This window comes from Paraburkholderia fungorum (assembly GCF_046026025.1).
Lineage (GTDB): Bacteria > Pseudomonadota > Gammaproteobacteria > Burkholderiales > Burkholderiaceae > Paraburkholderia > Paraburkholderia fungorum_E.
In genome coordinates, this window is sequence record NZ_JAQQFL010000018.1 from 43,189 (window position 1) to 69,322 (window position 26,134).

Consider the following 26,134-nt stretch of genomic DNA (forward strand, 5'->3'; position numbering starts at 1 on the left):
CTGCGCCCGCAGAGGGTCCAGGGAGCCGCCTGATGCCGTGATCGTCAAGGCCGGATTAGCGCCCCGGCGCAGCCGGGCGCATGCCCGGCCCGCGCGAAGTTTTGCTCTCGCGTGTCTTCCCGGCGTGTCTTCCCTGCGTCTCCTCCCAATTACGCCTCAAATGGATTCTCAACACGCGGCCAGTAGTTTGGACTGCGAACCCGGTACGGGATATTGGCAAAATCGGGCGTTAGCGCCCCCGGCGCCGATACGTACAGCACTTCCCGCGCGATCGGCGCAAATTCCGCATGAAAGTGCTGCGAGGATTTGACCACGACAATGCGCTTGCTCGCGAGATCAATGCCGAGTCCGGTAAAGGCAGTGGGCGCAATGGTTTGTTCCCGCACCGTCATCAAGACGATATCAATGTTGTCGTCCGTCGACACCCACGCCGCAGAGCCGAGCGGGCGTTGCATGCCGCCCATGCTTTGATGATGTTCGTCCGCCAGCGCGCGCACCGTGACCGCCAAATCCAGCGGCGCGCCGGAACTCACCCCCAGCTTGCCGCCGATCCGAAGCGTGAGCCGCGTGCCGACACCTGCTTCCCTGCAGACCTGGACTGCTCCGATGTCGTACACGCAGCCGAGCGCCACGTCGCGCGTACCTCGTTCGATAAGCCGCCGCAAAATGAAGGTGCTGTCGCATGGCGCACCGCCACCTGGATTGTCAGCGACGTCGGCCAACACGACGGGCCTGCCGGCACCGGCCAGCGCGCGATCCAGGGCGTCGTCAATCGACAATCCCGCCGGCCGGGCCGCCTCACGCATGTCCCATAACATCTGGCCCAATTGTGCGGCGATACGCTGAGCCTGGGCTTCATCGTTGTCGGTGACCACCCAGATCCTGGCGCCCGTCTCCGCCACGTCGCCCCACGGAAACCCATGGCCGAACGACACGGACAAGACGCCGTCGCGCCCCTCCAGTGACTGCATGTGCCTGACGAACCCGGCTATGGGTTCGGTGGTGGTATGCCATTTACCCACCATGCGGCAATCGTGAACCGCGGTCACCGGACGCACGCGCCCCTCCGCAGTCGCCACGGTCAACGCGAACACCTCGCGCAGACGTTCGATAATGTCGGTATGGGGATATTCCTTGTAGCAGATGATGACGTTTGCGTTGCGCTGCATCTGCTCGGTAAAGTGACAATGCAAATCGAGTTCCACGCCGATCGGCACCTCGTCGCCGACCAGCGCGCGAACGGCTTCGATCAGGTCTCCTTCGCAATCGTCACAGTGTTCCGCGATCATTGCGCCGTGCAATATCAGCAGCACGGCGTCGACGGGAAGCGCCGCCCGCAGATCGGCGAGAATTTCCTCGCGAAAACTCTCGTACACCCGCTGCACGGTGCGGCCTGCCGGTTGCGCCATCGTCGACAGGCTCTCGACTATTTCGTGGCCCTGCGCGGCCGCAAGCTTGCGCAACTCGGCGATTCCCACCCCGAGCCCGTCCGGCGCCACCTTGCTGGCGTCGCCGTGATAGATCCCATATGAAGCGTAGCCACCGAGTCCGGTCGGACTCGGCGCAAAGGTATTCGTTTCAGTGATCAGCGTTGTGGTAAAAATTTTCACTATTTGCGCTCCTGAGTCGCGTTGTCGTCAGTCCGTACGAAGTGCAGATTCATCGAGCGAGTGGTACTCAGCCAGAAGCCGCGGACTCGCCCCGTGTCGTCCCGCTCGACCACCAGCACGGCGGGCACGCTCAACTCCCCAGGCCTGGCAGAGGTTGCAGCAACGTCTCGCGATACAACCTTCAGTTCGCTGCTCCAGCCGCTACGCGTGCCCCTGACGGCCAGGCTTGCCTTGCTGCCGTCGAAGCGGATCGTTCCACACGCCGCAAGGTCATTCGATACGTACTCCCCAGTCAACCCGCTGCCGAATTCCGTGTCGGACGTGGTGACATCCGGCAGGCGCACAAGCCGGTCGACGTGCCCGCAATTGGACAACTCCATGACCGGCGCATCGCTCAGCAGCGACGTCGGCACATGGCGAAACGAGAGCGGCCCCATGCCGGGAAACGTCACGCAATACCGGCTTTGGTCGGCGATCACCGGCAACGCTATCGAGTTGAGCAGATTGAAGCCAGGCTCGCCGTTATCGTCGAGCAGTTCGACGAGCGTTCGCGTGTCCTGCGACCAGTAGCGTCCGAGGAGACCGGCTAGCTCCGCCGTTTTGACGCGCGGCGGTGCGGCCTCCAGCGCGTCGTCGCCCAACAGCCGGTCGATCACCTGCCACGCAAGCTCGGTCGGACTAACGGCGGCGCCGTTCGTAATCACAATGATGTCGAGTTCCTGCTCCGGCACGGTGATCATCTGCGAAGCGCCGCCGTCCACCGCCCCGGCATGGTGGATCACCTCGACGCCCCGATATCTCTCCCGCTCCAGCCCAAGGCAGTACGTGCCCACCACACCGCTCGAGTAACGGGCAGGCGACAGCATCTGCGCCCAGCTTGCCTCGCTGCCGATCCGCTTCGTGCCGCGCAAGTGCGCGAGCCATATGAGCATGTCGGCTGCGCTCGAGACGATCGAGCCTTCGCCCAGGAGATCTTCCAGCGGCAGAACACCGCGACGATAGCCACCGTCCGGCAGCGGTACATGCGGCGTGGCCCTGCCCGGCACCACGGTGAGGTCGCTCGGTACGGAATCGGTATTCACCATGCCGAGCGGCTCGAAGATACGCCGCTTCAGGAAGGCTTCAAACGCCATGCCGCTGACGCGCGCGATAGCGATCGACAGGAGATGGTAGCCGCCGTTGCAATACGCCATGCGCTCGCCAGGCGCAAAGTTCACGTCCTGTTGCAGCAGTTGATACCTGAACGCTTCGCCCTTTTCCATCATCGCGCCGACGTTGCCCAGCACGCTCAGATCCAGGTAGCACCGGTATCCGCCGGTATGGGTCATGAGCTGGCGCAGCGTCGGCTCGCCAGCCAGCACGGGCAACTCGGGGATATAGGCGCGAATGCTCGCATCGACATCGAGCTTTCCGTCTTCGGCAAGCAACAGCGCTGCGAGACAGACGAAGTGCTTACTGGTCGAGCCGATGCGCATACGCGTGCCCGGCGTATTCGCCACGGCCAACTCCACGCTCGCGAGCCCGAAGCCGCGTCGGTAAAGCAGCTTGCCATGTTGGGCAATGCCAATCACCAGGCCCGGCGCATCGCTGCGATCGAATGGCGCAAAGATGTCGTCAAGGCCACTCACTCGTGAATCGGGATCTACGCCAGCCATCGGTCTTCTCCACAGGTCATCGCACCCCACCGGCGCAATGGCACGCAGTATATTGATCAATTTTCTAATAAGTCAATTTTTTCTAAAATAGATAAATCCGGTCTCACTCAAGATACCGTCGAGCTGGCTTGCGACACTCGCAAGGCCAGCGCATTGCCCCACAAGCCCCGCCCAGCCAGACACAACACCTGATCGGCAGTGATTTCCCGGTCAGTCGCTAGCCGGACCGATCGTCAACCTGGCAGCGGCAGAGAAATGTCTACAAGTATTTTCCATATTGTAAATATTTTTCTTATTTGGCACTATGCAGAAAAACCACCGTGCCGACATCGGCCGGCCGGGACACTTGCATCCCAGGATGCCTAACAGGAATTGGCATGTCATCTACTTCGAATTCCAGCCGCGGTATCAGTCTGATGCGCCTGGGCGGATACGGCGCGGGCGGCTCCGCCAACGCGCTCGCCGCTACCCCCGTCCCCATGCTGCTACTGTATTTCCTCACGGAATACGTGCATCTCGAACCATGGCTCGCCGGGATGATTCTGGCGGCTCCCAAGCTGTGGGACGTCCTGGTCGACATGCCGATCGGACGGTATTCGGACCAGTTGGCGTTGCGTGCGGGCGGCCGTCTGCGCGTCTGCATCATGAGTGGGCTCGCGCTGATGGTGCTTCTGCCCCTCACCTTCTTTCACCCCGCGATCGCCTCCAAACCGCTGCTTGCCGCGTTTTATGTGCTGGTCCAGATCCTCCAGGCGACCTGCTATACCGTCTTCGGCGTGACTTTTCTTGCTCTCGCCGGTGATCTCGCCACGGACTCCCTCCAGCGCAACAAATTCCTGACTGTCGGCAATCTCGGCGCCGCCCTCACTACGATTTCTCTCGTGGTTTGCGTACCGATCCTGATCCGGTTCGGCGGCGGTGGCGAGCGCGGCTACCTGACCATGACCCTGGTGGTGGCGCTGGCGATGGCGTTCATGTACACCTGGTTTTACTGCGCGGTTCGTAACGCCCCGGTTCATCCCGCTGCATTGTCGGAATCCGCCGCGGAAATGTCGCTGCGTGACGGCATCGTTGCGGTCCTGCGTAACCGGGCGTTTCTTGCGCTCATCATCGTGATCATCGCGCTCGGCACGGCAGGGGGCTGTCTGAATTCCCTGATTGCCTATGAAAATCAGTATCTGCTTGGACGCCGCCCCGAGGACCTGTTCCTGCTCGCGGGACCCGTGCTGATTGGCAGTCTCCTCGGTCTGCCGCTTGCTGTTCCGGTGTTGCGCCGCCTTGGCGACAATGGCACGCTGCGGATCGGTTTTCTCATTACCGTCGCCGCGTTTATCGGTTACTGGGCCGGTCTTGCCAGTGGGCTGATACCGGTGGTCATGGCGGCCGGCGCGATCTACGGCATCATCTGTTCCGTAGCCGGTGTGGCCCTGACGGCCGCGGTGCTCGACACCGTAAAGTCGGCCAAGGGCGGGCCGTCTCTTGGGCTTTACCTGGGCATGTTCATGTCCGCGCAAAAACTCGGCATGTCGCTCGGCGGCGTGGTCTCGGGCGGTCTCCTGTCGCTTATCGGCTACCACGCAGGCGCGCCGGCCACGGTCGAACTCCATCACCGCATTGCCCTGTTGGGCCTGGTGGGTCCTCTGGTTCCCCTGCTGATTGCCTGCGCCGCCATCTGGATGTTCGGGGTCTATAGCGAGCCGCGTTTTACGGGCAAGCATCCGGCCGACTCCTGCGCCGAAACCCTCTGAGTTCCACTGGGCAGTCCGGCAAGCACGCCGATCACCAACATGCTGGATAGCATGGGCACTGACGTGAAACGCGTCATAAGGAACGACCGATGAAGTTCGATACCCTCGTCCTCGGCGCCGGCATCGTGGGTGTGTCGGTGGCCGCGCACCTGCAAAAACGCGGTCGATCGGTCGCACTGGTAGACCTCAGGCAGCCAGGCAACGAGACATCATTCGGCAACGCCGGGCTGATCCAACGTGAAGGTGTCTATCCGTATGCGTTTCCGCGCGGATGGCAGACGCTCCTGCGCTACGCACGCAACCAGTCGACCGATGTCCGGTACCACCCGGACGCGATGCTCAAGCTGGCGCCTTTCCTCTGGAAGTACTGGCGCAATTCGCACCCGCGCCGCCACGCGGCCATCGCCCGCTCCTATGCCCCGCTGATCGAACACTGCGTGACCGAGCACCGGGCGCTTGCGCAGGAAGCCGGCGCGAGTTCGTTACTGCGTCCGATCGGCTGGATGAAAATTTTCAGAACGGCAGCCAAACAGGACGAGGAAACGAGGCTCGCAGAGCAGTGGCATCGTGAATTCGGCGTCGAGTTCGACTCGCTCGACGCCACGCGTTTGCGCCAGACTGAACCGGATCTGGATAGCTCGCTGCTGGGTGGACTCCGATATGTCGCAGCCGATTCGGTGAGCGATCCGAATGCGCTGGTGAGCGCCTATGCAAAGTATTTTGAGCAATTGGGCGGCCGCTTTTTCATCGGCGACGGCACGACGCTCAAGGATCAGTGGGCGGTGTACACCCATGAGGGGCTGATTGAAGCCACATCGGTGGTCGTGGCGATGGGGCCGTGGTCGGAACAGGTGACCTCGCGCCTGGGCTATCGCCTGCCGCTGGCCGTCAAGCGTGGCTATCACATGCACTATGAGGCGCGACCGGAAGCGCGCCTGAATCATGCGGTGCTCGACGTCGAGCACGGCTACCTGATCGCTCCGATGCGCCGCGGAATCAGGCTGACCACGGGCGCCGAGCTGGCGCATCGCGATGCGCCCCGCACGCCAGCGCAACTCAACGCCGTCGAGCCGATTGCGCGCACGCTGTTTCCTCTTGCGGCGCGTATCGACGGCGAAGCATGGATGGGCTCACGCCCCTGCACACCCGACATGATGCCGATCATCGGCCCCGCAACACGTCACAAAGATCTCTGGTTCGCATTCGGCCACGCCCATCACGGATTTACGCTGGGCGCCGTCACCGGACGCCTGGTGGCCGAGATGATGACCGGAGAATCCCTCCTGGTGAACGCGCATCCGTTTCGCGCCAGCCGGTTCAGGGCATGAGGCCGGTCACAGTGAAGCCCTTATCGATACGACTGGCTATCACCGTTCAACATGAAGATATCGGTAGTCGTTCAGGCGCACTTCCTGGGGTGTCATCTCATAGGCCCGCCGAAATGCACGCGTAAAGTCGGATGCACTTTTGAAGCCGACTGAATAGCCAACGTCTTTGATCGGAACACCCGGAAATCGAACGAGCTCGTCAGCGGCGGTACGCAAGCGCAGATGACGGATATAGGCACCCAGCCCACCCTCATGTTCGAATAGCCGATAAATCGTGCTGCGTGGGAGCGCCAACGATTCAATTACGCTGTCGGGCGATAGTTCGCAATCCTGCAGGTTTGCCCGGACATACCGCCGTGCATGATCGAACATGAGCGCGCGGCCGACTGCTCGCTTGCTGCCGCTCAAGCCAGCCTCTTCCCCAAACGCGGCGACGATCAGTTCAATGAGACCGGTCAGCTTGCGGCGCCCCTCCTCGAGCGGCATATGCCGGACGTTCTCGACGAGTTTCCTGGCGCGCTCGAGGATTAGCCGGGTAGCGGGCCTGTTCGGGTCGAGCAGGCGCCCATGTAGCGCGGCCGGGTCGGAGAACACGTGTCGCAGCAGGTTGGACGGCACAACGAGCGTGATATACCGGCACGCCTGCCGCCGCAGGCGTACGGGTTGTTCAAAGTCGGTGGCAAGTACGCTGCCCCCACCCACGAGGTACTCAGGCCGCCCACCGAGCTTGGTTGCCGAATGAGCCTCGCCGTCCAGGAAGAGGGTAAAACCGATGCCTCGCACGCTGTCGCGCGAAATACGGGCGACGGTGCGTTCGATCACGACATGATCGGTGCGGGTGTCGCTGATGCGGAATTCGCCGATGTCGTAACGGTCGTTGATGCAGACAAAGGGCTGTCGAACCTGTTCTAGCGATGGCACAACCTCGACAATCTGGCCAAGCTGCTCCCAATAGGCTAGCAATTGCTGTTGCGGCGGTCTCACGGAAACATCGAATCGGTTGTAGACGATGCCATTCGCGAGCATATCGTGATCCCGTAGCAAAGTAGGACGTCCTGTTGGCGCGTTAAACCACACGAGCTTATTTTAAGCTCGCCAATTTACGCCTGTACCGATTGGTGCGAGTGACGGGCACACCGGCATGAAGGTGCCGATGGATGAATCTTCAGTGCCGGTCAACAACCGCATTCCCATTTCGGCTGCAGCAGTGCCATTCCATGTTGCCCCTTGTACGCAGCAACGGATGGCGACGCCCATCCGTCCAGCATCCGCGGTCCAAGCTGGTAAATCTCAATGCCGAGCGGTCGACACACCTCCAGCGGATCGCGCGCGTCCGGCCCCCACATCGGCACCGAGAGATCGCCGCCCGGGCAGGTCGACAGCGCGCATAGCAAGTCGATCTCAGCGAAGAATTCGAGGTAGTCACCTTTCTTGGCCGGACATGCTTTCATGAAATATTTGTCGTCCTGATTCAGGCCGGTGCACTGGAATACGTTGAGCACGTCATGCACGTCGTATTCGGTCAATCCGTACGGAGCGATCGCGCGTGTGAGGTTGGAGTGGCAGTGAAAATGGAAATCCTCACCCGTCAGCATCCGGTTCACATAGGGATCGCACCGCGTACCGAGCAGATCGTGGACACGGCCGCCATGCTCGTCGATGCCGTAGTCGGAGAGACTGTCGTCCGTGATCGTCACCATCGGACGCAGAAACGGCAGCGTCGACCACAAACGGTCGAACGTGCTCACGTGTGCTTGCTGCAACTGGCGCGTGCGCGAGGCCCACATACGCTCGCGCGGGTTGTGCAGGTTCCACATATTCAGGTCGGCCACCTGCGGACCTTCGATCGTCACGATGCGAAACACTTGACCGGCCAGTACGGTCCACGCCTGACCCGAGCGGATCGGCACGACGATCGATTCAACCAGCGTGCGGGTGTCGTGCTGTGAGGCGACGCGCTGATAGAACGCCTTATCGACGTCGAGCGCGGAACCCTTGGTGGATTGATAAGCGGCAGGGTAGTTCAGCATGCTGAATGCTCCTTCGTAATATATGATGCGCACGGAGGCACGACACATGGATGCTCGCGAAGCTGTCACGCGGCCGACACAGCCTGTCCGCCGCCCGGTGCTGGTCTGGGACGCGCCGGTACGCCTGTTTCACTGGCTGGTGGTCGTCCTGGTCACCGCAGCCTATGTCACCTTGAAACTGAACTGGATCGACTGGCACATCCGGGTCGGGGAGACGCTGCTCGCGTTGGTCATATTCCGGCTGCTATGGGGCTGCTTTGGCAGTGAGACCGCGCGCTTTCGCAGTTTCGTGGCGTCGCCCACGGCGGCACTTCGCCATTTGCGTCGCCTGTTGCGCCGCGAACCGGATCTGCAGGTGGGCCACAATGCGGCCGGCGGCTGGATGGTTTTGTTGCTGCTCGCCTTGCTGCTGGTCGAGACGCTGAGCGGACTCTACGTCAACAACGACATCGCCGACGAAGGGCCACTGAGCGAACTGGTGCCCGCGTGGCTCGCCAACGCCATATCCACATTGCACGGGATCGTGTGGGACGTGCTGCTCGCCGCAGTCACGCTGCATGTACTCGTGATCGCGCTCTATGCGATAGCGAAGGGACACAACCTGTTGCGTCCAATGCTAACCGGCTACAAGCTCCTGCCCGCCTCCATCGATGCGCCGCGGCAGACGCCAGCGCTGCTGGCGCTGCTGCCGCTCGGCGTAGGCGTTGCCGTGGTGATGCTGCTCGCGGCCTATCTCTGAGCCTGCCGCGAACCTGATCTCAGTGTGCCGCTTGCGTGGTCGCGTCAGTTGCTCTTCGGCGGCACCACCTGGCCGCGGATTTCGCCGTCCGGATTGGTTTTGGTATGAACGTTGATGTACATGTCACCGGCTTCGAACATCTTGGCGTCATCCGCGGATAGCGTGGCCTGACCGCTGAGCGGGCTCGTCATCTCCATGGTGCCTTTCTGCGAGAGCCAGACCTTCACGCCGGCGTTCTTGCCGGCTAGTGCGGGTCCATGGAAATGCGCCATCGTCGCCTGACTCGACAGTCCGCTAAAGGTGATGTTCCAGGTGACGACCCGTGTGCTGGCGTCGTACGTGAGGCTGGCGCTGCCGCTGCCTGGCGTCTGCACGGGAGGAACCTGCTGAGCCCCCGTCAACGGTACGTCAAATGAAACCGGCGCCGCTTGCGCCAGGCTCAGTGCACCTGCCAGGGCCAGGCCGCCGAACACCATGAAAACGCGCTGCGAGATGGATCGTGACATTTGGTTTTCTCCTTTTGGGTTTGCCCTTGCAGGGCGGTAGCCACTATCGAGGCGTGTGTAGGACCTCATCGGCCTCGCTGGCAGCCAAAGCTGTGAGACAAGGATAGACGCAAGCCGCCGGTAACTCCAGGCGTGCGCAGATATCAGGTCTGCGGCAGGAAAGAAGCGACTTCTCGCGTACACACGAAATATATACAGTTAATATGTACAGTTTAACTGCATACATGCTATGCTTGCGCCATGAGCAAACAATCACCCTCGCCCAAGCCGACCGACCTGCCCACCCTTGCTGGCGAACTGCGCATTTCCGTGGGCAAATTGGTGCGCCGCGCGCGAGAACTTGCGAACCCTAACGACCTCACGTCGGCACAGAAGTCGGTGATCTTCCATCTGGAGCGTGACGGTCCAGCCACCGTGTCTGCTTTGGCACGGGCGGAAGGCGTGAAACCACAGTCCATGCGGATTACGGTTGCCGGCCTGGAAGCGTTAGGCGTTGTGAAAGGCGAGGCCGACCCAGGCGACGGGCGCAAAACGCTGATTGGCCTGACCCCCACGTTCCGGCGAACGCTGCAGGCGAATCGGGCGGCGAAAGAAGACTGGCTGGTCCGTGCGCTCCAGGCGCAGCTATCTGCGCAAGAACAGGCTGAACTCGCGGCTGCGGTGGAACTGCTCAAGCGCCTGGCAGACTTCTGAACAGGCTCAGCTCACGACATCATCGATTTACTCGCTACAAGGAACGTCTGAAATGGATTGGTTACATGGGATCTCTTATTTTTTCGGTGGTGCGTTTCTCGCGAATGCCGTGCCTCATTTCGTCAGCGGTGTGATGGGTGCGCCCTTCCAGACCCCGTTCGCGAAACCGTCTGGAAAAGGGTTGTCGTCATCGACTGTCAATGTGCTGTGGGGTTTCTTCAATCTCGTCGTCGGCTACCACCTCGTGTGCAGCGTGGGCGATTTTGGGCTCAAGGTAACCGCCGATGTCGTGCCATTCGGCATGGGTATCCTGGCGATGGGGCTGTTCGGCGCGCGGCATTTCGGCAATTTCCATGGCGGTAATAATCCCGAACGGTCATGATGGAGCGCGACGCCGGCCGCTTCATACTCGAGGTAGAGCGGCTCGGTGCTCAGCAGCTGTGCTTTTCAAATGATCAATATTACGAACCTGGGGTGCCGTCAACCTGGGTGGCATACGCTATCGCTTCCAGCTCGCGTGTCGCATAAGGGGCGCAGCGAAATCGTCGCCACGGGTGCTGCCGACACATTCACAAATCGACGTCAACGGCGCAGCACGTCGAAACAACGACAATTTTCGAGCGAAAACTTTCCGCGCCTTACCGATAGCCGAGATAGGCGGGAAACCCCCTCCTTACCAGGAATTTGGAAGTATTGCCATCACTTACGCTGAGTGCTCAACTCGTAAGGGGATCAAGCACCATGAGCATACAAAGTGTAAGCGGTTCACCAACTGGCACCGACCTGTCTTCGGTCGGCGCCACTCATCGCCACGGCGGCGGTCACCGCGAAGCGGCGGCGTCCTCGTCGTCTTCATCGACCAGTTCGACGGAATCGAACCCGCTGTTGTCGGCACTCGATGCGGCGCTGTCCGCGCTTGGGATCAGCAGCACCTCGTCGACCACGGCTACGTCGGGAACCGGGAGTACGGCCGCGTCTTCGAGCACGTCCGCCACCGCCGTTTCTTCCACGTCCGCCACGAGCGATTCGTCGTCGACCAGTTCGGTTTCCGGCGCCTTGCAGGCCTTTCTCGGAGCGCTGTTTCAGGCACTGGGATCGCTTCAGCAACCGGGCAATAGCAATAGCGCCACGTCCAATAGCACGAGCGCTTCGACGAACTCGAACTCGATCGCGAGCTCTTCCTATGGGGATATTGGCGGAGCGTTGAATGCGCTCGCCCAGCAACTGGGGTCTGGCAGCACGACAGGTTCGAGCACTGGGTCCAGCACCTCGGATGCGAGTAGCGATTCTTCGTCGTCCTCTTCGCAGACGTCGACACTGCAGACCGATTTTCAGGCCTTGTTGAGCTCACTCGGCGATAGCGGCTCGGGCACGTCGCTGCAGTCGTTCGTGCAGACGCTCGCGAATAACCTCAAGGGAAATTCGCATATGCAACCGGTTGGAAGCCTGGTGTCGACTACGGCTTAAGGTAACGAAAAATACAGCCGTGTTTTCGTCCTTCCTGACAACACCATCAGGAAGGACGGATGCCGCGATCAGGCCTTGGTCTGCGCATAGGCCAGCATGGCGTCACCGATCACGTTTTCTCCTTGCGCGTTGAGCGTCGCACCGGCTCCGCGGATATCCCGCGCTTCCTTGTTCTGACTCAGCTTTATTTTCCCAACGAGCCGGGTAATCTCGATCTCCACGCCGACGATCGCTTTCAGCAGCGTGTCGATGTAGTCGGCGGAGCTATCCGTCATCTTCCATGGCTTGGGCTGGGACGCCTCATGCGTGCGCGTCAGGCGGCCGACCACTCCGCGAACGTATCGCTCGTCGTCGTGGATACTGATGCGACCGTAGGCGTGAACCACCCGGTAATTCCACGTGGGCACCTGCTTGTGAGACTCGTGCTTGCTCGGATACCACGACGGCGAGACATACGCGTCCCCGGCGCGAAACACCACCAGCACCTCGTCACCATTGGCCACGTCCTGCCAGACCGGATTGGCACGGGCGACATGGGCATGCAGAACGCCGCAGGTTCCGTCGGTGCTTTTTAGCTCAAAGGGAATGTGATTGGCGTCCATTCCGCTCTTGCCGTGCGTGAACAGAATGCCAAAGGGATTCTCCTTGATAAGGGTGTGCAGCACCTCGGTACGAGGCTCGTCGAAATGGGCTGGTACGTACATGTCAGTTCCGTTAGAGGCTTCAAGGCGCTCGTCCTTACCCCGGAATTGCGCCGCTATGACAGGGATGCCGGTTCCGCTGCCCCTCATGTCTGCATGACATCGAAGCGCTTCCCGCCAGGACAAAATTTTCACGCTAAACTGGTTTGTTTCGTAGAGCCAGTTTCCGTAAATCTCACTGAACCAGAATGCCATGCCCAGGCAACCCAAAACGGTCGAACTGCCGTCGATCGGTACGCTGGATCGAACGGCCGGCCAACTAGGGCGTCAACTCGCCCAACTGCTGCGCGATGCGATACGTCGCGGTGATCTGAAGCCAGGCGAGATGCTGCCGTCCACGCGCATACTCGCAGCCTCGTTGCATGTCGCACGCGGCACCGTTATCGAGGCATTCGACCAGTTGATCGCCGAGGGCTTCCTGGCTGCAAGTCCTCGAGCAGGCACAAGCGTGGCCCAGTCGTTGACGCCACCTGGTGACAGCCGGGCGCGCCCGCCCTCGGTCGAGCCCTCTTCGCTTCCGGGACGTGCCAACCTGCTCGCACAGGTCGCGCGTCAATTTTCAGCTATCCCGGCTGCGCCCTTCGCCGTATCGGTGCCGGTTGGCCGTGCCCTCCCGGACGATATCTGGCGGCGGCTCGGCAACCGCGTGCGCGCCCGGGGACCCGGCGCACCGGCAGGTTATGGCGATCCACAGGGAGCACGCGCGCTGCGTGAAGCGGTCGCCGATTACGTCAGGCGCTCCCGCTCGGTCCGTTGCGAGGCCGAACAGGTCATCATCACGAGCGGCACGCAGCAAGGCCTTTATCTGTCGTGCCAGGTGCTGCTCGACGCCGACGACTCAGCGTGGGTGGAAGACCCGGCGTACCGGGGTATCACGGCGATCCTCGAAAGCACCGGTCGTCCGGAGCGCATGATCCGGGTGCCCGTCGATGCAGAGGGACTCGACGTCGAGGCGGGCATTGAACGCGGAGCGCACGCCCGCGCCGCATTCGTCACGTCGTCGCATCAATACCCGCTGGGCATGCCGATGAGCATGGCGAGACGCAACGCGCTACTGGCATGGGCCCGCACGAACAACGCCTGGATCGTCGAAGACGACTACGACAGCGAACTGCGTTATGCAGGCCATCCGTTTCCCTCGCTGCAGGGACTCGATCCGAGCCGGGTGATCTATCTCGGCACCTTCAGCAAGATCCTGTTTCCGTCGCTGCGCCTGGGTTATGCCGTGGTTCCTGACTACCTGGTGGATGCGTTCTGCGGCGCGCGCGTGCTGATGGATCGCAATCCACCGAATGCCGATCAGCACGTGCTGGCCGCCTTCATTGCGGAAGGCCATCTGGACCGTCACATCCGGCGAATTCGCGGGGTGTATGCCGAGCGACGTGTGCGAATCATCGAGACCGTCGAGCGACTGTTGCCAAAGGAGCTCGCCTGGCTGCAGCCCAGTGATCAAGGCATGCATATGGTGCTGTGGCTGGCTGAAGGCGTCGACGACACGGCCGTAGCGTCGCTAGCCGCTGAAAGCGGCGTTGCCGTACGGGCGGTCTCGCCAATGTATTCGGCAGGCAACGGTCGAGCGGGTTTGATACTGGGCCTCGGTGCGTTCAGCGACGGCGAGATTGAAATAGCCACGCGACATCTCGCCAGGTGTATTGACGCGGTAGCGACGAACGTCATTCGCAATGTTGTCAAACGGTCGAAAAAAAACCGGCGCAGGGCGTTTCTCGCTAGCACCCCGGTAGCACCCCGGTAGCACCCAAAGCGTTCCATTGCGGCGCCCGCGCACCCTGCCCCACCGGACTACAATCCTTTATATGGCCCCAATCATGCGTTGCCCGCAAGGCGGCTTCGACCGACGCATCGGCCAGGCCTGTCCGCCAGCTTCACGGCGGATCAGCCATTTAAGCAGACCTGATCGCAGCCAGTCACGAGTGGTGCCCTGACAAAGGAGGGGCAATGCATTCGCAACCAAGCTCGCGCGTGTACTTCAGACGCGCCGCAATCACGGTGGTGCTCATCGTGGCCGCCCTGATCGTTGCCGGGCGCATCAGCGGCGTCGTGGTCGACTGGCTGTGGTTCTCTTCAATCGGTTATAGCGACGTTTTCTGGACGCTAGTCGCCGCCAAGGCGTTCCTTTTTGCCGCCGTGTTCGCAGCGTCGGCGAGCGTGATAGCCGTATCGGGATTCGTCGCGCATCGTTACGCGAGGCGTCCCGGTAGCTGGCAAGTGGAAGCAGCCCGTCTGTCAGGTCCGCCGGAGTTCATCAGCGAACTGGCGGAGCAGCTCGCGCCGCGGATTCGCTGGCGCGCCAGCATTGCCGGTTGCGCGATTGCCCTGGGATTGATCATCGCGGCCAGCGACATCTCCAACTGGGATCTGGTGCTGCGCTTTCTTCATCAGGTGCCCTACGGCGAGCGTGATCCTGTCTTCGGACGGGATATCGGTTTCTATCTGTTTTCACTGCCCGCCTATCTTGCGTTCAAGAACTGGCTGCTGCAATTGATCTTCCTGAGTGCGATCGTTGCAGGCCTGGTCTACGGGATACGCGGCGACATCACGTTCGAACGGACCCCGCGCGGACTCTCCGCCGCTGCCACCGTTCATGCGTCAGCGCTGCTCGGTGCGTTCTTCGTGCTGAAGGCATGGTCTTATACACTCGACCGCTTTTTACTGCTGTACGGCGATAACGGCGTCGTGGTCGGCGCGGGTTATACCGACATTCACGTCGAGCTTCCGGTCTTGTGGGTGCTCACCGGTCTTGCCCTCGTAGCAGCCGTCGCGTCGTGGATCAATATGCGCCGGCGGGATTATCGAATTCCCGCCGCCTCGGTACTACTGGTGTTCGGCACCTCGTTCGTGTTCGGCGTGATCTATCCGGCGCTGTTCCAGCGCTTCTATGTCAAGCCGAGCGAGCTGCAACTGGAGACGCCCTATATCAAGCACAATATCGCGCTCACGCGAATGGCTTACGGTCTCTCGCAGATCGAGGTCAAGCCGTTTCCAGCCGAGCAGGAATTGACTCTCGCCTCGCTCGAAGCCAATCGCGCAACCATCGACAACATCCGCCTGTGGGATGTGCAGCCGCTGCTGGATACCTACGCGCAACTGCAGGAAATCAGGACTTACTACAAATTCCTCTCTGTCGATATCGACCGCTACCGGCTCGACACCGGTTACCGGCAGGTGATGCTGTCGGCCCGCGAACTGGAGCCATCGATGCTTTCCCCGAATGCCCAGACCTGGGTGAACCTGCACCTCCTGTTCACGCATGGCAATGGGCTCGTGATGTCGCCCGTCACCGAAAAATCGACGGAAGGTCTGCCCTCTTTCTATCTGCAGGATATTCCACCCGTCGCCCACGGCGGACCGGCGATTCACGAGCCGCGTCTGTATTTCGGTGAAGGCAGTGAAGGCTACGTCATCGTGAAAGGCAACGCCCCCGAATTCGACTACCCAAAGGGCAAGGACAACGTCTACACCACTTACAGCGGGCACGATGGGATTGCCATTGGCAGCACCGCGCGCCGCAGTCTGTTCGCCTGGCAATTCGGCGACCTGAACATTCTGCTAACCGACTACATCACGAACGCCAGCCGTATCCTGCTGCACCGTAACATTCAGGACCGGGTGCGTACGATCGTCCCGTTTCTCAGCCTCGACCACGATCCCTATCTCGTCACGAGCAACGGACGCCTCTTCTGGATGCAGGACGCCTATACGACGAGCAGCTGGTTCCCCTACGTTCAACCGGGTTTCGGCGATGGCGCCAACACCCTCCGTAACGCGGTCAAGGTGGTGATCGACGCATACAACGGCACGGTCGATTTCTATGTGAGCGATCCCGCCGATCCGATCCTGCGGACTTATCAGCGCATCTTCCCGGGTCTATTCAAGCCTCTCGCGACAATGCCGCAAGATCTGCAGCAACATATCCGCTACCCCGAAGATCTGTTCCTGATTCAGGCGCAACTTTATCGGGCTTACCACATGGATGCGCCGGAGGTTTTCTACAATCGCGAGGACCTCTGGCAGTTTCCCCGGGAATTGATTGGCATTGACGGTGGGAATAGCCCCGGCACGCCCATGACGCCCTACTACATGATCATGCGGCTGCCTGGGGAATCACGCGAGGAGTTCGTCCTGATGCTGCCGATGGTGCCCAGCCAGCGCGACAATATGATCGCATGGCTCGCCGCGCGTTGCGATCCGCCCAACTACGGCAAGCTCATCGTCTACTCGTTTCCGAAGGACAAGCTCGTCTACGGGCCATTCCAGATCGAGGCGCGCATTCAGCAAAACACGGAGATTTCGCAACAGATTTCGCTGTGGAACCAGATGGGTTCGCGAGTCATTCGCGGCCACCTTCTCGTCGTGCCAATTGAGAACTCCATCCTCTACGTCTCGCCGCTCTATCTGCGCGCGGAGTCAGGCCAGTTACCCGAGTTGAAACGCGTGATCGCCGCGTATGGGGACCGGGTGGTGATGAAGGAGACCTTGGGCGAAGCGCTGGCGGCGCTCTTCGAAGAAAGCGCCCCGCTCGCGTCGCCTGCTCAGGGCACGGCGGACGCGCGTGCCCGCGAGGCGCTGGCACACTATGACCGCGCGATCGCGCGATTGAAGGCCGGGGATTGGAGCGGCTTCGGCGCGGAACTGGATGCGTTGCGGCCACTGCTCGAGGCGCTGGGTGCCGGCCGTTCGGACGGGCGACATTGATGCATTCCACATCGCTGGGTTCAGCATGCCGCACCAACATGATGCCCGACGCCGATATTCGCCAGGATCTCATCCGTAGTCCATTTTTTGTCGCTCAAGTGCCCGCTGCGCGGTATGCTTGACTCTGCACGGAAGCGTGATGCCGTGTCCGAGTCGAGCGATTCACGCGTCAATCGCCCGGCGATGCGAAAATCCATTGCGATTTTGTCGGAGACTGGCCTATGAGCACGACCATCTCAGTCGAAGAACCGCCCCGCGTCATCGGGATCGTGACCAGGATCTACTCGAGTTTGTTGATCATTGGTTTCGCGCTGATTCCCGCCTACCTGATTGTTTATCTGGTTTTCTTTCAGGACCCGAGCCTGAAGTTCGAAAACCATGCGTTCCACGAAATCGCAATCGCAGCGGCAACGCTCGAGGGACTGTTTGTCACCTATGTGACCTGGCGTTGCTATCTGTCGTCGGGTGAACCGCTGTTGCGCTGGCTGACTTTGGGCTTTCTCGGCTTTGTACTGGTCTATGCGCTTCACGGCGCATTCACCGGCATGGCTCACCACAATATCTGGCTATTCCTGCTCTATGGACCGGCGTCGCGCCTGGTGATGTCGGTGCTGCTGCTGATCGGACTTCTCTCATACCACCGCGCGCCAGACGCGCTCGAACAGCGCTCGAAACCAGGCCCGTGGCTGAGGTGGATCGCCGTGTTCATCCTGATCGACGTGGTGGTCGGCGTGATTGCGAACTCGCCCATTGCGGGCGACCTCGCCGTGCGGCTATCAATGGAAGGCGGCGCGCTCCTCTTCTCGACGCTGAACGTCATGGTGCTGATGCTGCGTCGCATTCGCTCGCCGCTGATGGTGATCTATGGCATCTCGATCACGTCCTTCGCGCTTGCGTCCCTCGCGTTCATTATCGGCAAGCCCTGGAATCATATGTGGTGGCTGGCACACGCGATCTTCGCAGCCGGCTTTTTCCTGTTGAGTTATGGCGTCGTTCAGGCGTTTCGCACGACGCGCTCCTTTTCGACGATCTACAGCCAGGAAGAACTGATGGCCCGCCTCGCCGAGGCGATGGCGCGCACGGAAAACGCGCTGCAGGAACTCCAGCGCACCAATCACAAGCTCGAGCATCTCGCCGCAACCGATCCACTGACGGGCGCCGCGAACCGGCGCGAGTTTATCCAGCAAGTGGACGCGGAAATCGCGCGAGCGAGGCGTGGCGGTGCGCCGTTCTCGCTGCTGGCGCTGGATCTCGACCACTTCAAATTGATCAACGACAACTATGGCCATCAGGTAGGCGACGAGGTGTTGCAGCGATTCGTCCAGAAATGCCTGGATGCCATTCGACCCTACGAGGGTGTGGCGCGGGTGGGCGGCGAAGAGTTTATGGTGCTCCTGCCTAAAGCCGCGCTAGACGTGGCGCGTTCGATCGCGGAACGCGTGCGGGGCGCTGTCGCGACCGAGGAGTTCTATACCCGAGCCGGACGCGCTGTCGCCGTTACCGTCAGTGTCGGCATCTCCGAGTTCGGCCGCGACGGCGACACGATCGACACCCTCCTGAAAGTGGCCGATGAGCGGCTCTATCAGGCCAAGCATGATGGCCGGAACCGGGTGGTGGCCGGATAGAAGCGTTTCACGATCGATCCACAGCGGTTCGATCAGCCTCCTGCCAGGCAGTCACATTCACGCGATCGCCCGGGCCCTTGCGAAATACCGGCTACGCAGGAGGCTTGGGGAATCCGGTTGAGCACCTTGTTCGTGTTATGTTATAACATGGCAAATCAACCGGGCCGCGCCGATCCGCGCGCCTTGCCTTTCATCGTCTCGAGGCTCCTCCCCCATGCACAAGCTCCCTGTCACCGTGCTGTCCGGCTTTCTCGGCGCAGGTAAAACCACGCTTCTGAACCACGTCCTGAATAACCGTGAAGGCAAGCGGGTGGCCGTGATCGTGAACGACATGTCAGAAGTCAATATCGATGCCCAACTGATCCGCGACGGTGGCAGCCAGCTTTCGCATATCGACGAAAAGCTTGTCGAAATGAGCAATGGTTGCATTTGCTGCACCCTGCGAGAGGATTTGCTGATCGAAATCCAGCGCCTCGCGCGGGAAAAACGCTTCGACTATTTACTGATCGAGTCGACGGGGATTTCGGAGCCCTTACCGGTTGCCGAGACCTTCACTTTCCGCGACGAAGAAGGACACAGTCTTGCCGATGTCGCGCGCCTCGACACAATGGTCACAGTCGTCGACGCCTACAATTTCGTGCGCGATTACGGTTCGCACGATTTCCTCGCCGATCGGGGTGAGACCATGGGTGAAGACGACCGGCGAACGGTCGTCGATCTGCTGACCGAGCAGATCGAGTTTTGCGACGTGATCGTTCTGAACAAAACAGACCTCGTGACGGCGGATCAGATCGATCAGCTCAAGGGTGTGCTGCGCGTGCTCAACTCGCGGGCGGCGATCGTGCAAAGCCGCTTCGGGCAGGTTCCGATCGACCGGATCCTCGATACGGGTCTGTTCGACTTCGAGGCCGCATCTGAGGCGCCCGGGTGGCTCAAGGAAATGCGCGGTGAGCACATTCCTGAAAGCGAGCAATATGGCATCACCAGCTTTGTCTATCGCGCTCGCCGCCCGTTCCACCCGAAGCGCTTCTTCGACTGGATTCAGTGCGAATGGCCCGGCGTAGTGCGATCTAAAGGGTACTTCTGGCTCGCGTCGCGCAATCACGCCGTCGGCGAATGGTCACAGGCCGGCGCGATCTCGCGGCATGGGCGCGCGGGGACGTGGTGGGCGGCCGTGCCGAAGCAATCGTGGCCGCAGGACTCCGAGGCGCAAGCAATGATTCGAAGCCGTTGGGATGGGCGCTTTGGGGATCGCCAACAGGAGCTGGTATTGATCGGCACGGGCATGGACGAAGCGTCGTTACGCGCGTCGTTCGATGTCTGCCTGTTGAGCGACGAGGAACTCACCCATTCGGAATCCACGTGGCGTAACTTTCCCGACCCGTTTCCGGACTGGACACCGCTTCGAGAATGACACGCAGCAGACATGCCCACGGCCCGGCAAGGGAACTTGCCCGGGCTCGTCTGGCATGGTGCATCGGCAATCTCACTGGGTATTGGTTCCCGCGAACTCAACGATCTCGACCCAGTTCGCTCCCTTACCCACAGGGTATTGCCCAATCGCGGAGAGCGCGCCGGACTTGCCGTCGATGCGATAAGCACTCATGTTTGACGATAGCTGACCGACTGCCAGCAGATAGTTGCCCGACGGATCGATACTGAAGCCGCGCGGCTGCTTTTCTGTCTGATACGTGCCGATGCGCGTCAACTCACCCGTTTTCGCGTTCACCCGATAGGCTGCCAGCGTACTGGACGTGCGCTCAGAGGCGTACAGGAAGCGCCCGTCTGGTGTGACGTGCACGTCCGCCCCCCACGGCTTGTCACCAGAAAAATCCGGCGGCAGGATGGAAACGGTCTGGACGGGTTTGACCGTGTCACGCGTGCTATTGAAAGCGAGCACATGCAGCTTGCCATCGAGCTCATCGATCAGATAGACAAAGCGATGATCCGTCGAGAACACAAAGTGGCGTGGCCCCGACTTCTCCGGCAACGAATAGGCGGGCGTGGCGTCTTCGGTCAGTTGACCATTTGACGCATCGAATTTCAGACGCAACCACGCATCCGAGCCGAGCACTGACGCGAAAACATAACGGTTGTCAGGCGCATTGCGGATGGCGTGGGCCATCGGGCCCGTCTTGATGGTTTGCAGGATTTCGCCCGCCACGCCATTCGCGCCGATCCGGTTCACCGCCAGAAGGTTGCCGCCATACGATGCGGAAAAGAGGTAGCGACCGCTCGCATCCGTCGATACATAAGCCATGCTCTCCGCAAGCGGCGCCCTGCCAAGCTCGATCAGCCGGCCGTCGAGCGGGTTGACCGCGAAGCTCACCACGCTGTACGGCTTGGAGCGCAACGCGGCATAGAGCCGGAGATGGTCGGGCGAAAGGGCCATTGGCATGACGGTGCCCCCAACCGGCACCGTCTCGACTGCGGCGAGCGCACCGCTCGATTGGTCGAGGCGGAAGACAGAGATGTCCTGGCTGTCCGCATTCGATACGTAGGCGTACGTAGCAGCCTGCGATACATTCACTCCCAACGCACCCGCAAACAGGATGCTTGCCGCTATCAGGCTGGCCCTAACGTTCATCGTGACACTCCGTTGAAATGATGTTGAATCCGTCGGCTATGAACATTGCGCATCCCACCGCCCAGCCTTGCCGGAAAGGCGGCAGCCGATAGGCAGCACAGTGCCGCCACGGCGCGTGTGCGGTGGATGCTTTTTACTGAATACGGATACGGGTCAGGCCGGCTTGAGGCGGAATGCCGACACGGCATCCGTCATGGATTGCGCCTGCTGCTCAAGTGCGCTCGCGGCGGCGGCAGCCTCCTCGACAAGCGCGGCGTTTTGCTGCGTCACCCGGTCCATCTGGCTGACCGCCTGCCCTACCTGCTCGATGCCGGTGCTCTGCTCGACTGTCGCCGAGGTAATCTCAGCCATGATGGTGGCGACGCCTTGCACCGCGCCCACAATCTCGCTCATGGTCTGCCCGGCCTGAACAACGAGTTCATTTCCATCACGGATATCGTCGACGGATGCAGCGATAAGCGTCTTGATCTCCTGTGCCGCGACCGCGCTGCGCTGCGCGAGCGTGCGCACCTCACCGGCGACGACGGCAAAGCCACGGCCCTGTTCGCCAGCACGCGCGGACTCGACCGCCGCATTCAAGGCCAGGATATTGGTCTGAAATGCGATGCTGTTGATCATCCCGGTGATCTCCGCGATCTTGTTCGAACTGGCTGTGATTGCGGTCATCGTTTGCACTGCCCGCTGCACGACGCTGCCGCCTCGCTGCGCGACGTCTGCCGCGTTGGCTGCGAGCCTGCTTGCCTGACGGGCATGGTCGGCGTTCTGCTTGACCGTCGAAGTCAGTTCTTCCATGCTTGCCGCTGTTTCTTCGAGCGATGCGGACTGCTGCTCGGTTCTACTCGACAAGTCGAGGTTGCCGGCAGCGATCTCGCGCGCGCCGCCGTGGATGGCTTCACAGTTCACACGCACATTCGATACGGTCCTCGCGAGACCCGCCTGCATCCGTGACATCGATGTAAATAGCTGGCCCAACTCGCTCTTGCCGCCTTCAGGAATCGATACCGTCAGGTCGTTTCCTGCGATACGGTTGAGCAAATCAGAGGCGAGCTGCAGCGGACGGACCACGATCTTGCGCAAAGCGAAATGCGCGGCCACGATCAACGCAAGGGCCAGTGCCACCCCCGCCGCCACCATCGTGACGACCCACGTGTATTCACGGTCCCCTTGCGCGGCCGAATCCTTGGCGAGTGTCTCGGCGAGGTTCTGGAACTTCTCGACATTGGCCGAATAGGCGACGCCGGCCGAAGTGATGTCTTTGTCGTTGATCGATACGTACGTATTCGTATCGCCCCGCTGCAAGGCCGCAAACGCCGTCTGCAGAATCGTGGCCAGGGTATTGGAGGAATCGACGAGTTTTTGCTTCAGCGCGTCGTCTTGCCCAGAAAATTTATCAGCATCACGAAACATACTGGTTTCGCGGGCCGCACGCTCCAATGTCGAGGCCGCGCTCTTGAGCGCCGAATCGCGGGTCACTTCGTCATTGCGCTCTTTCAATGCCGAATAAGCACGCGTCAGCGCCGCGCGGGTGCGCGTGGAGTCTTTATAAGCATCGTTGACCAGCACTTCCTGGCTGGCAATGTCGTGCAGACGCCGGGCGTTGTCATTGGAACGGCCCAGTGCCAGCACCCCTACTACGCCGCCGATCAGAATCATGCCCGCGAAAAGCAGCAGCACGGCAAGGAGACTATGTCTTATTGTCAAATTACGCATGCCTACCGATCCCGTTGGCCATTATTGTCTATCTGTTTACGACATCAACAACTGAAACCTGAGACTTCGATCTCGCAAGATTCAGCACGCACGATGGCGCTGCGCTGATCCACAAGCGGTATGTCTAATCGCGGCGCGATCGATCCTCGTCCCAATTTATTGATATACGTTATCATACAATTCAGACTGGCCTTTGAAAAATAACGAATGCGTGATTTCCGCTGCTTCTCTCATTCATCAAACTTGCGCCTTGCCATCACGTTGTTGCGGCCCAAATGACATCCCATGTTATGGGATGTCTGATATCTTGAACTTCATGGGATTCACGAAAATAATTTCCCGATCCCATCGGTTTCCTCGACCGACACAGACGGTTCACCGTCGGCCTTCGTGGTCGTGCACGATGCTCATGCCACTTGTTAAAATTCAGGAACCCTCAACGTTTTCCCTGCCTACGTCATTGTTCAGAACAACCGACTTCTGCGAAGCATGACAGGACAGCAGCCATCCCGCCCCGCCAGACTGCGTGTCAGCACGCATTTAGCATTTCGCCTTAGCAAACGGGCGTTTTTCGTCCAATACTCCTAATGCAAGTCACCTGCGGTCCACGGAAATGCTGGGCACTGCCCGTCAATCGGCTCGCTCTGACCGTCTGTGGGCGCTGCATCCGCACTGCGGCTTTCTACGTGCGATCCGAAGCGCCGGCGGATCGCATGAGGCAATGACAACCGGCGGGATGTCTTTGTGGATATGGAACCCGGAGTCACACTATGAGCAACAAACCTACGGTCGTCCTCGTGCATGGCTTTTGGGGCGGCGCCGCTCATTGGAGCAAAGTGATCATCGAATTGTCACGCAAGGGATATGCGTCGATACGCGCGGTCGAAATGCCATTGACCTCGCTTGCGGACGACGCCGAACGAACCCGGAAGATGGTTGCGCAGGTCGACGGCCCGGTGCTGCTCGTCGGTCATTCATATGGCGGCGCGGTCATCACCGAAGCAGGCGATCTTCCAAACGTCGTCGGACTGGTCTACATCGCGGCGTTTGCGCCCGATGCCGGCGAAAGCCCCGGCGGCATCACTCAGGAAAGCCCTCCCGTTGCCGCAGCCAATCTCGCCCCGGACAGCGACGGCTATCTATGGGTCAAGCCAGAGAAGTTTCATGAGAGCTTCTGTCAGGACCTGACGCCGGAAGAAGGTCTGGTCATGGCGGTGACACAGAAGGCGCCGCTCGCCAGCACGTTTGGCAACACGATCACGGCACCCGCGTGGAAAAAGAAACCATCGTGGTACCAGATTTCGAGCGAAGACAGAATGATCTCGCCAGCGAACGAGGCGAAGATGTCAGCACGGCTGGGCGCAAGGAAAATCATCACGCTCGCGGCCAGTCATGCCTCACTGGCGTCGAGGCCTGCCGAGGTTGCAGCGTTGATCGACGAGGCCGCGATTGAGGCCCTGAAGAGTCTGTGAAGTCTCTGTGACCGATCGGTAGCGGGCAAAACGCATTGGCGTCTACGGGTTTTTCCTGGTCTCCACCTGTGTCGAGACCGGTGTTGCCGAAGCGTCGTTGGGGTATGTTCACCCCCTTCACTGAAAGGCAGGCACACCATGACTACCGGAACAGTCCGTCTCCAACGCGTCTTGCGCGCTACTCCCGAACGCATCTATCGAGCCTTCCTCGAACCTGATGCGATAGCAAAGTGGCTCCCGCCCTACGGGTTCACGTGTCAGGTCCATCACATGGATGCCCGCGTGGGTGGCACCCACGAGATGTCCTTCCGTAATTTCAGCACCGGCCATAGCCACTCGTTCGGCGGCGAGTACCTCGAACTGGTGCCGTTCGAAAAGATCCGCTATTCAGACCGATTCGACGACCCGAACCTGCCCGGCCAGATGCACGTCACCATTTCATTGCGGCAGGTGTCCTGCGGAACAGAACTCTCCATCGTGCAAGAAGGCGTGCCCGAGGTCATTCCTGTGGAGATGTGCTACCTCGGCTGGCAGGAGTCGCTCGTTCAGTTGGCGAGGCTCGTGGAGCCCGTGATCCCCGATTGACGACACCCACAGCGTTGCGCGCCATCGCCGGCGCGCAGTTCATTTGTTCGGGCCGGATCAAACTGCCAGCGTTCACGGGTCAGCAGGCCGGTGACTGGAAATTTTTTCAGTGACTGAATGAATTCGGCTGCATGCCAGGCAAAATTGACCGGATATTTTTGTCGCGTTACGCTGTCCCGGCAACCCTGCCTGCTTTCCGTCTGCTTTCCATCTCTCAAGCATCACGCGATGGGGATCTCACAAGCGCAATCCGCAGGCGCAGGAGTCAGCACACGGCCATGAAAAGCGAACTCATCGACGACCTTGTCATCACTGCCGCGGATTTCTCACCTGACGCAATCTTCCTCGTGAGTGAGCAAGGACGTATACGCCACGCCAGTCCTGCGTGCGAGGATATATTCGGCTACGCACCGGGCGATTTCGTCGATCAGTTCATCATCGACTTTGTGGTCGCGGCCGATCAGGACGCCACGCGCAAGGAAGCCAAGGAAGTATTGGCCGGCCGCAAGCGCGTAGGCTTCGAGAACCGCTATCGTCATAAGAATGGCAACGACGTCTACGTCACGTGGTCAGCGCGCTGGCTGGAGCACGAGCGGCTGCGCGTCGGCGTAGCCCGCGACGTGACGGAACTCCGTCGCCGGGAGGCCGCGCCCGCGGCGCTGTTGTCTGTCCTTGCGCCGCACGAACGCAAGGTGGTTGAACTACTGCTGACCGAGGCGACCGAAAAACAGATCGCCGAGCGGCTTGGTCTCGCCGCCTCGACCACCCATTCCTATATCACCGGGATTTTCCGCAAATACGGCGTACGGGGACGGGCAGGCTTGATGAGCCTGTGGCTCAAGCAACTCTCTAACGGCATCACCCAACCTGGCGACCGGTAAGCGCGGCTCTTCCCGCGCGGGAGGAGCGCTCGCGAACCAGTCGTACCGGTTAATCATGCGAACAAGCGTTGCCGAATGCTTTTC

21 protein-coding genes are annotated in these 26,134 nt (G+C 60.6%); 13 read left to right on the top strand and 8 right to left on the bottom strand.

Annotated elements, in window-relative coordinates; translation table 11 throughout:
• Positions 1 to 149: 149 nt before the first annotated feature.
• Both PQR67_RS20345 and PQR67_RS20350 read right to left on the bottom strand, forming a co-directional pair.
• The gene (locus tag PQR67_RS20345) at positions 150 to 1,610 is read right to left on the bottom strand and encodes a M81 family metallopeptidase (RefSeq protein WP_408463029.1); all 1,461 of its coding nucleotides are present in this window, start codon (positions 1,608 to 1,610) and stop codon (positions 150 to 152) included.
• On the bottom strand, positions 1,610 to 3,265 hold the full coding sequence (locus PQR67_RS20350) for a serine hydrolase domain-containing protein (RefSeq protein WP_408463032.1): 1,656 nt from the start codon (positions 3,263 to 3,265) through the stop codon (positions 1,610 to 1,612). Before PQR67_RS20350 ends, PQR67_RS20345 begins: the two co-directional genes overlap by 1 nt.
• 377 nt (positions 3,266 to 3,642) lie before the next feature.
• On the opposite strand from PQR67_RS20350, the gene PQR67_RS20355 reads away from it, so the two are divergent.
• Together PQR67_RS20355 and PQR67_RS20360 are read left to right on the top strand one after the other, a co-directional pair.
• Positions 3,643 to 5,013 carry an MFS transporter gene (locus tag PQR67_RS20355; protein ID WP_408463035.1) on the top strand — a complete coding sequence of 457 codons (1,371 nt, stop codon included), beginning with the start codon at positions 3,643 to 3,645 and terminating at the stop codon, positions 5,011 to 5,013.
• Positions 5,014 to 5,102: 89 nt separating this feature from the next.
• Positions 5,103 to 6,341, top strand: coding sequence for an NAD(P)/FAD-dependent oxidoreductase (locus tag PQR67_RS20360; protein ID WP_408463038.1), 1,239 nt, complete (start codon positions 5,103 to 5,105; stop codon positions 6,339 to 6,341).
• Positions 6,342 to 6,380: 39 nt separating this feature from the next.
• Here PQR67_RS20360 and PQR67_RS20365 read toward each other — a convergent pair whose 3' ends face one another.
• Both PQR67_RS20365 and PQR67_RS20370 read right to left on the bottom strand, forming a co-directional pair.
• Positions 6,381 to 7,367 (bottom strand): helix-turn-helix domain-containing protein, encoded by a 987-nt coding sequence (locus PQR67_RS20365; RefSeq protein WP_408463040.1) that lies wholly within the window; start codon positions 7,365 to 7,367, stop codon positions 6,381 to 6,383.
• 149 nt (positions 7,368 to 7,516) lie between these two features.
• Positions 7,517 to 8,371 (bottom strand): urea carboxylase-associated family protein, encoded by an 855-nt coding sequence (locus PQR67_RS20370; RefSeq protein ID WP_408463043.1) that lies wholly within the window; start codon positions 8,369 to 8,371, stop codon positions 7,517 to 7,519.
• Between the two features lie 46 nt (positions 8,372 to 8,417).
• Here PQR67_RS20370 and PQR67_RS20375 point away from each other — a divergent pair, with 46 nt between their 5' ends.
• Complete coding sequence (locus tag PQR67_RS20375; protein WP_408463046.1) at positions 8,418 to 9,110, top strand: cytochrome b/b6 domain-containing protein; 693 nt, start codon at positions 8,418 to 8,420, stop codon at positions 9,108 to 9,110.
• 44 nt (positions 9,111 to 9,154) lie between these two features.
• Here the strand turns inward: PQR67_RS20375 and PQR67_RS20380 are convergent, their stop codons facing one another.
• Entirely contained in the window at positions 9,155 to 9,616 is a 462-nt protein-coding gene (locus tag PQR67_RS20380) for a CHRD domain-containing protein (RefSeq protein ID WP_408463048.1), read from the bottom strand.
• 240 nt (positions 9,617 to 9,856) lie between these two features.
• On the opposite strand from PQR67_RS20380, the gene PQR67_RS20385 reads away from it, so the two are divergent.
• The 3 genes from PQR67_RS20385 to PQR67_RS20395 all read left to right on the top strand — a co-directional run bounded on the left by PQR67_RS20385 (position 9,857) and on the right by PQR67_RS20395 (position 11,776).
• Positions 9,857 to 10,309 carry a MarR family winged helix-turn-helix transcriptional regulator gene (locus PQR67_RS20385; RefSeq protein ID WP_408463051.1) on the top strand — a complete coding sequence of 151 codons (453 nt, stop codon included), beginning with the start codon at positions 9,857 to 9,859 and terminating at the stop codon, positions 10,307 to 10,309.
• A 52-nt stretch (positions 10,310 to 10,361) separates the two neighbouring features.
• Positions 10,362 to 10,691, top strand: coding sequence for a hypothetical protein (locus PQR67_RS20390; protein WP_408463054.1), 330 nt, complete (start codon positions 10,362 to 10,364; stop codon positions 10,689 to 10,691).
• Positions 10,692 to 11,050: 359 nt separating this feature from the next.
• Positions 11,051 to 11,776 carry a hypothetical protein gene (locus PQR67_RS20395; protein ID WP_408463057.1) on the top strand — a complete coding sequence of 242 codons (726 nt, stop codon included), beginning with the start codon at positions 11,051 to 11,053 and terminating at the stop codon, positions 11,774 to 11,776.
• Positions 11,777 to 11,844: 68 nt separating this feature from the next.
• On the opposite strand, the gene PQR67_RS20400 is transcribed toward PQR67_RS20395, so the two are convergent.
• Positions 11,845 to 12,480 (bottom strand): FMN-binding negative transcriptional regulator, encoded by a 636-nt coding sequence (locus tag PQR67_RS20400; RefSeq protein WP_408463297.1) that lies wholly within the window; start codon positions 12,478 to 12,480, stop codon positions 11,845 to 11,847.
• A 190-nt stretch (positions 12,481 to 12,670) separates the two neighbouring features.
• On the opposite strand from PQR67_RS20400, the gene pdxR reads away from it, so the two are divergent.
• From pdxR to zigA, 4 genes are all read left to right on the top strand, one after another.
• Entirely contained in the window at positions 12,671 to 14,230 is a 1,560-nt protein-coding gene (gene pdxR / locus PQR67_RS20405) for a MocR-like pyridoxine biosynthesis transcription factor PdxR (protein WP_408463060.1), read from the top strand.
• Between the two features lie 203 nt (positions 14,231 to 14,433).
• Positions 14,434 to 17,190 (top strand): UPF0182 family membrane protein, encoded by a 2,757-nt coding sequence (locus PQR67_RS20410; RefSeq protein ID WP_408463062.1) that lies wholly within the window; start codon positions 14,434 to 14,436, stop codon positions 17,188 to 17,190.
• 221 nt (positions 17,191 to 17,411) lie between these two features.
• Positions 17,412 to 18,815, top strand: coding sequence for a GGDEF domain-containing protein (locus tag PQR67_RS20415; RefSeq protein WP_408463065.1), 1,404 nt, complete (start codon positions 17,412 to 17,414; stop codon positions 18,813 to 18,815).
• 214 nt (positions 18,816 to 19,029) lie between these two features.
• The gene (zigA, locus tag PQR67_RS20420; protein WP_408463068.1) at positions 19,030 to 20,229 is read left to right on the top strand and encodes a zinc metallochaperone GTPase ZigA; all 1,200 of its coding nucleotides are present in this window, start codon (positions 19,030 to 19,032) and stop codon (positions 20,227 to 20,229) included.
• A gap of 72 nt (positions 20,230 to 20,301) precedes the next feature.
• On the opposite strand, the gene PQR67_RS20425 is transcribed toward zigA, so the two are convergent.
• Both PQR67_RS20425 and PQR67_RS20430 read right to left on the bottom strand, forming a co-directional pair.
• Positions 20,302 to 21,402, bottom strand: coding sequence for a lactonase family protein (locus PQR67_RS20425; protein WP_408463071.1), 1,101 nt, complete (start codon positions 21,400 to 21,402; stop codon positions 20,302 to 20,304).
• Positions 21,403 to 21,555: 153 nt separating this feature from the next.
• Complete coding sequence (locus tag PQR67_RS20430; protein ID WP_408463074.1) at positions 21,556 to 23,112, bottom strand: methyl-accepting chemotaxis protein; 1,557 nt, start codon at positions 23,110 to 23,112, stop codon at positions 21,556 to 21,558.
• 770 nt (positions 23,113 to 23,882) lie between these two features.
• On the opposite strand from PQR67_RS20430, the gene PQR67_RS20435 reads away from it, so the two are divergent.
• The 3 genes from PQR67_RS20435 to PQR67_RS20445 all read left to right on the top strand — a co-directional run bounded on the left by PQR67_RS20435 (position 23,883) and on the right by PQR67_RS20445 (position 26,050).
• On the top strand, positions 23,883 to 24,584 hold the full coding sequence (locus PQR67_RS20435; protein ID WP_408463077.1) for an alpha/beta hydrolase: 702 nt from the start codon (positions 23,883 to 23,885) through the stop codon (positions 24,582 to 24,584).
• Between the two features lie 138 nt (positions 24,585 to 24,722).
• Complete coding sequence (locus PQR67_RS20440) at positions 24,723 to 25,169, top strand: SRPBCC family protein (RefSeq protein WP_408463080.1); 447 nt, start codon at positions 24,723 to 24,725, stop codon at positions 25,167 to 25,169.
• Positions 25,170 to 25,447: 278 nt separating this feature from the next.
• Entirely contained in the window at positions 25,448 to 26,050 is a 603-nt protein-coding gene (locus PQR67_RS20445) for a helix-turn-helix transcriptional regulator (RefSeq protein WP_408463083.1), read from the top strand.
• The last annotated feature ends 84 nt before the right edge of the window (positions 26,051 to 26,134 follow it).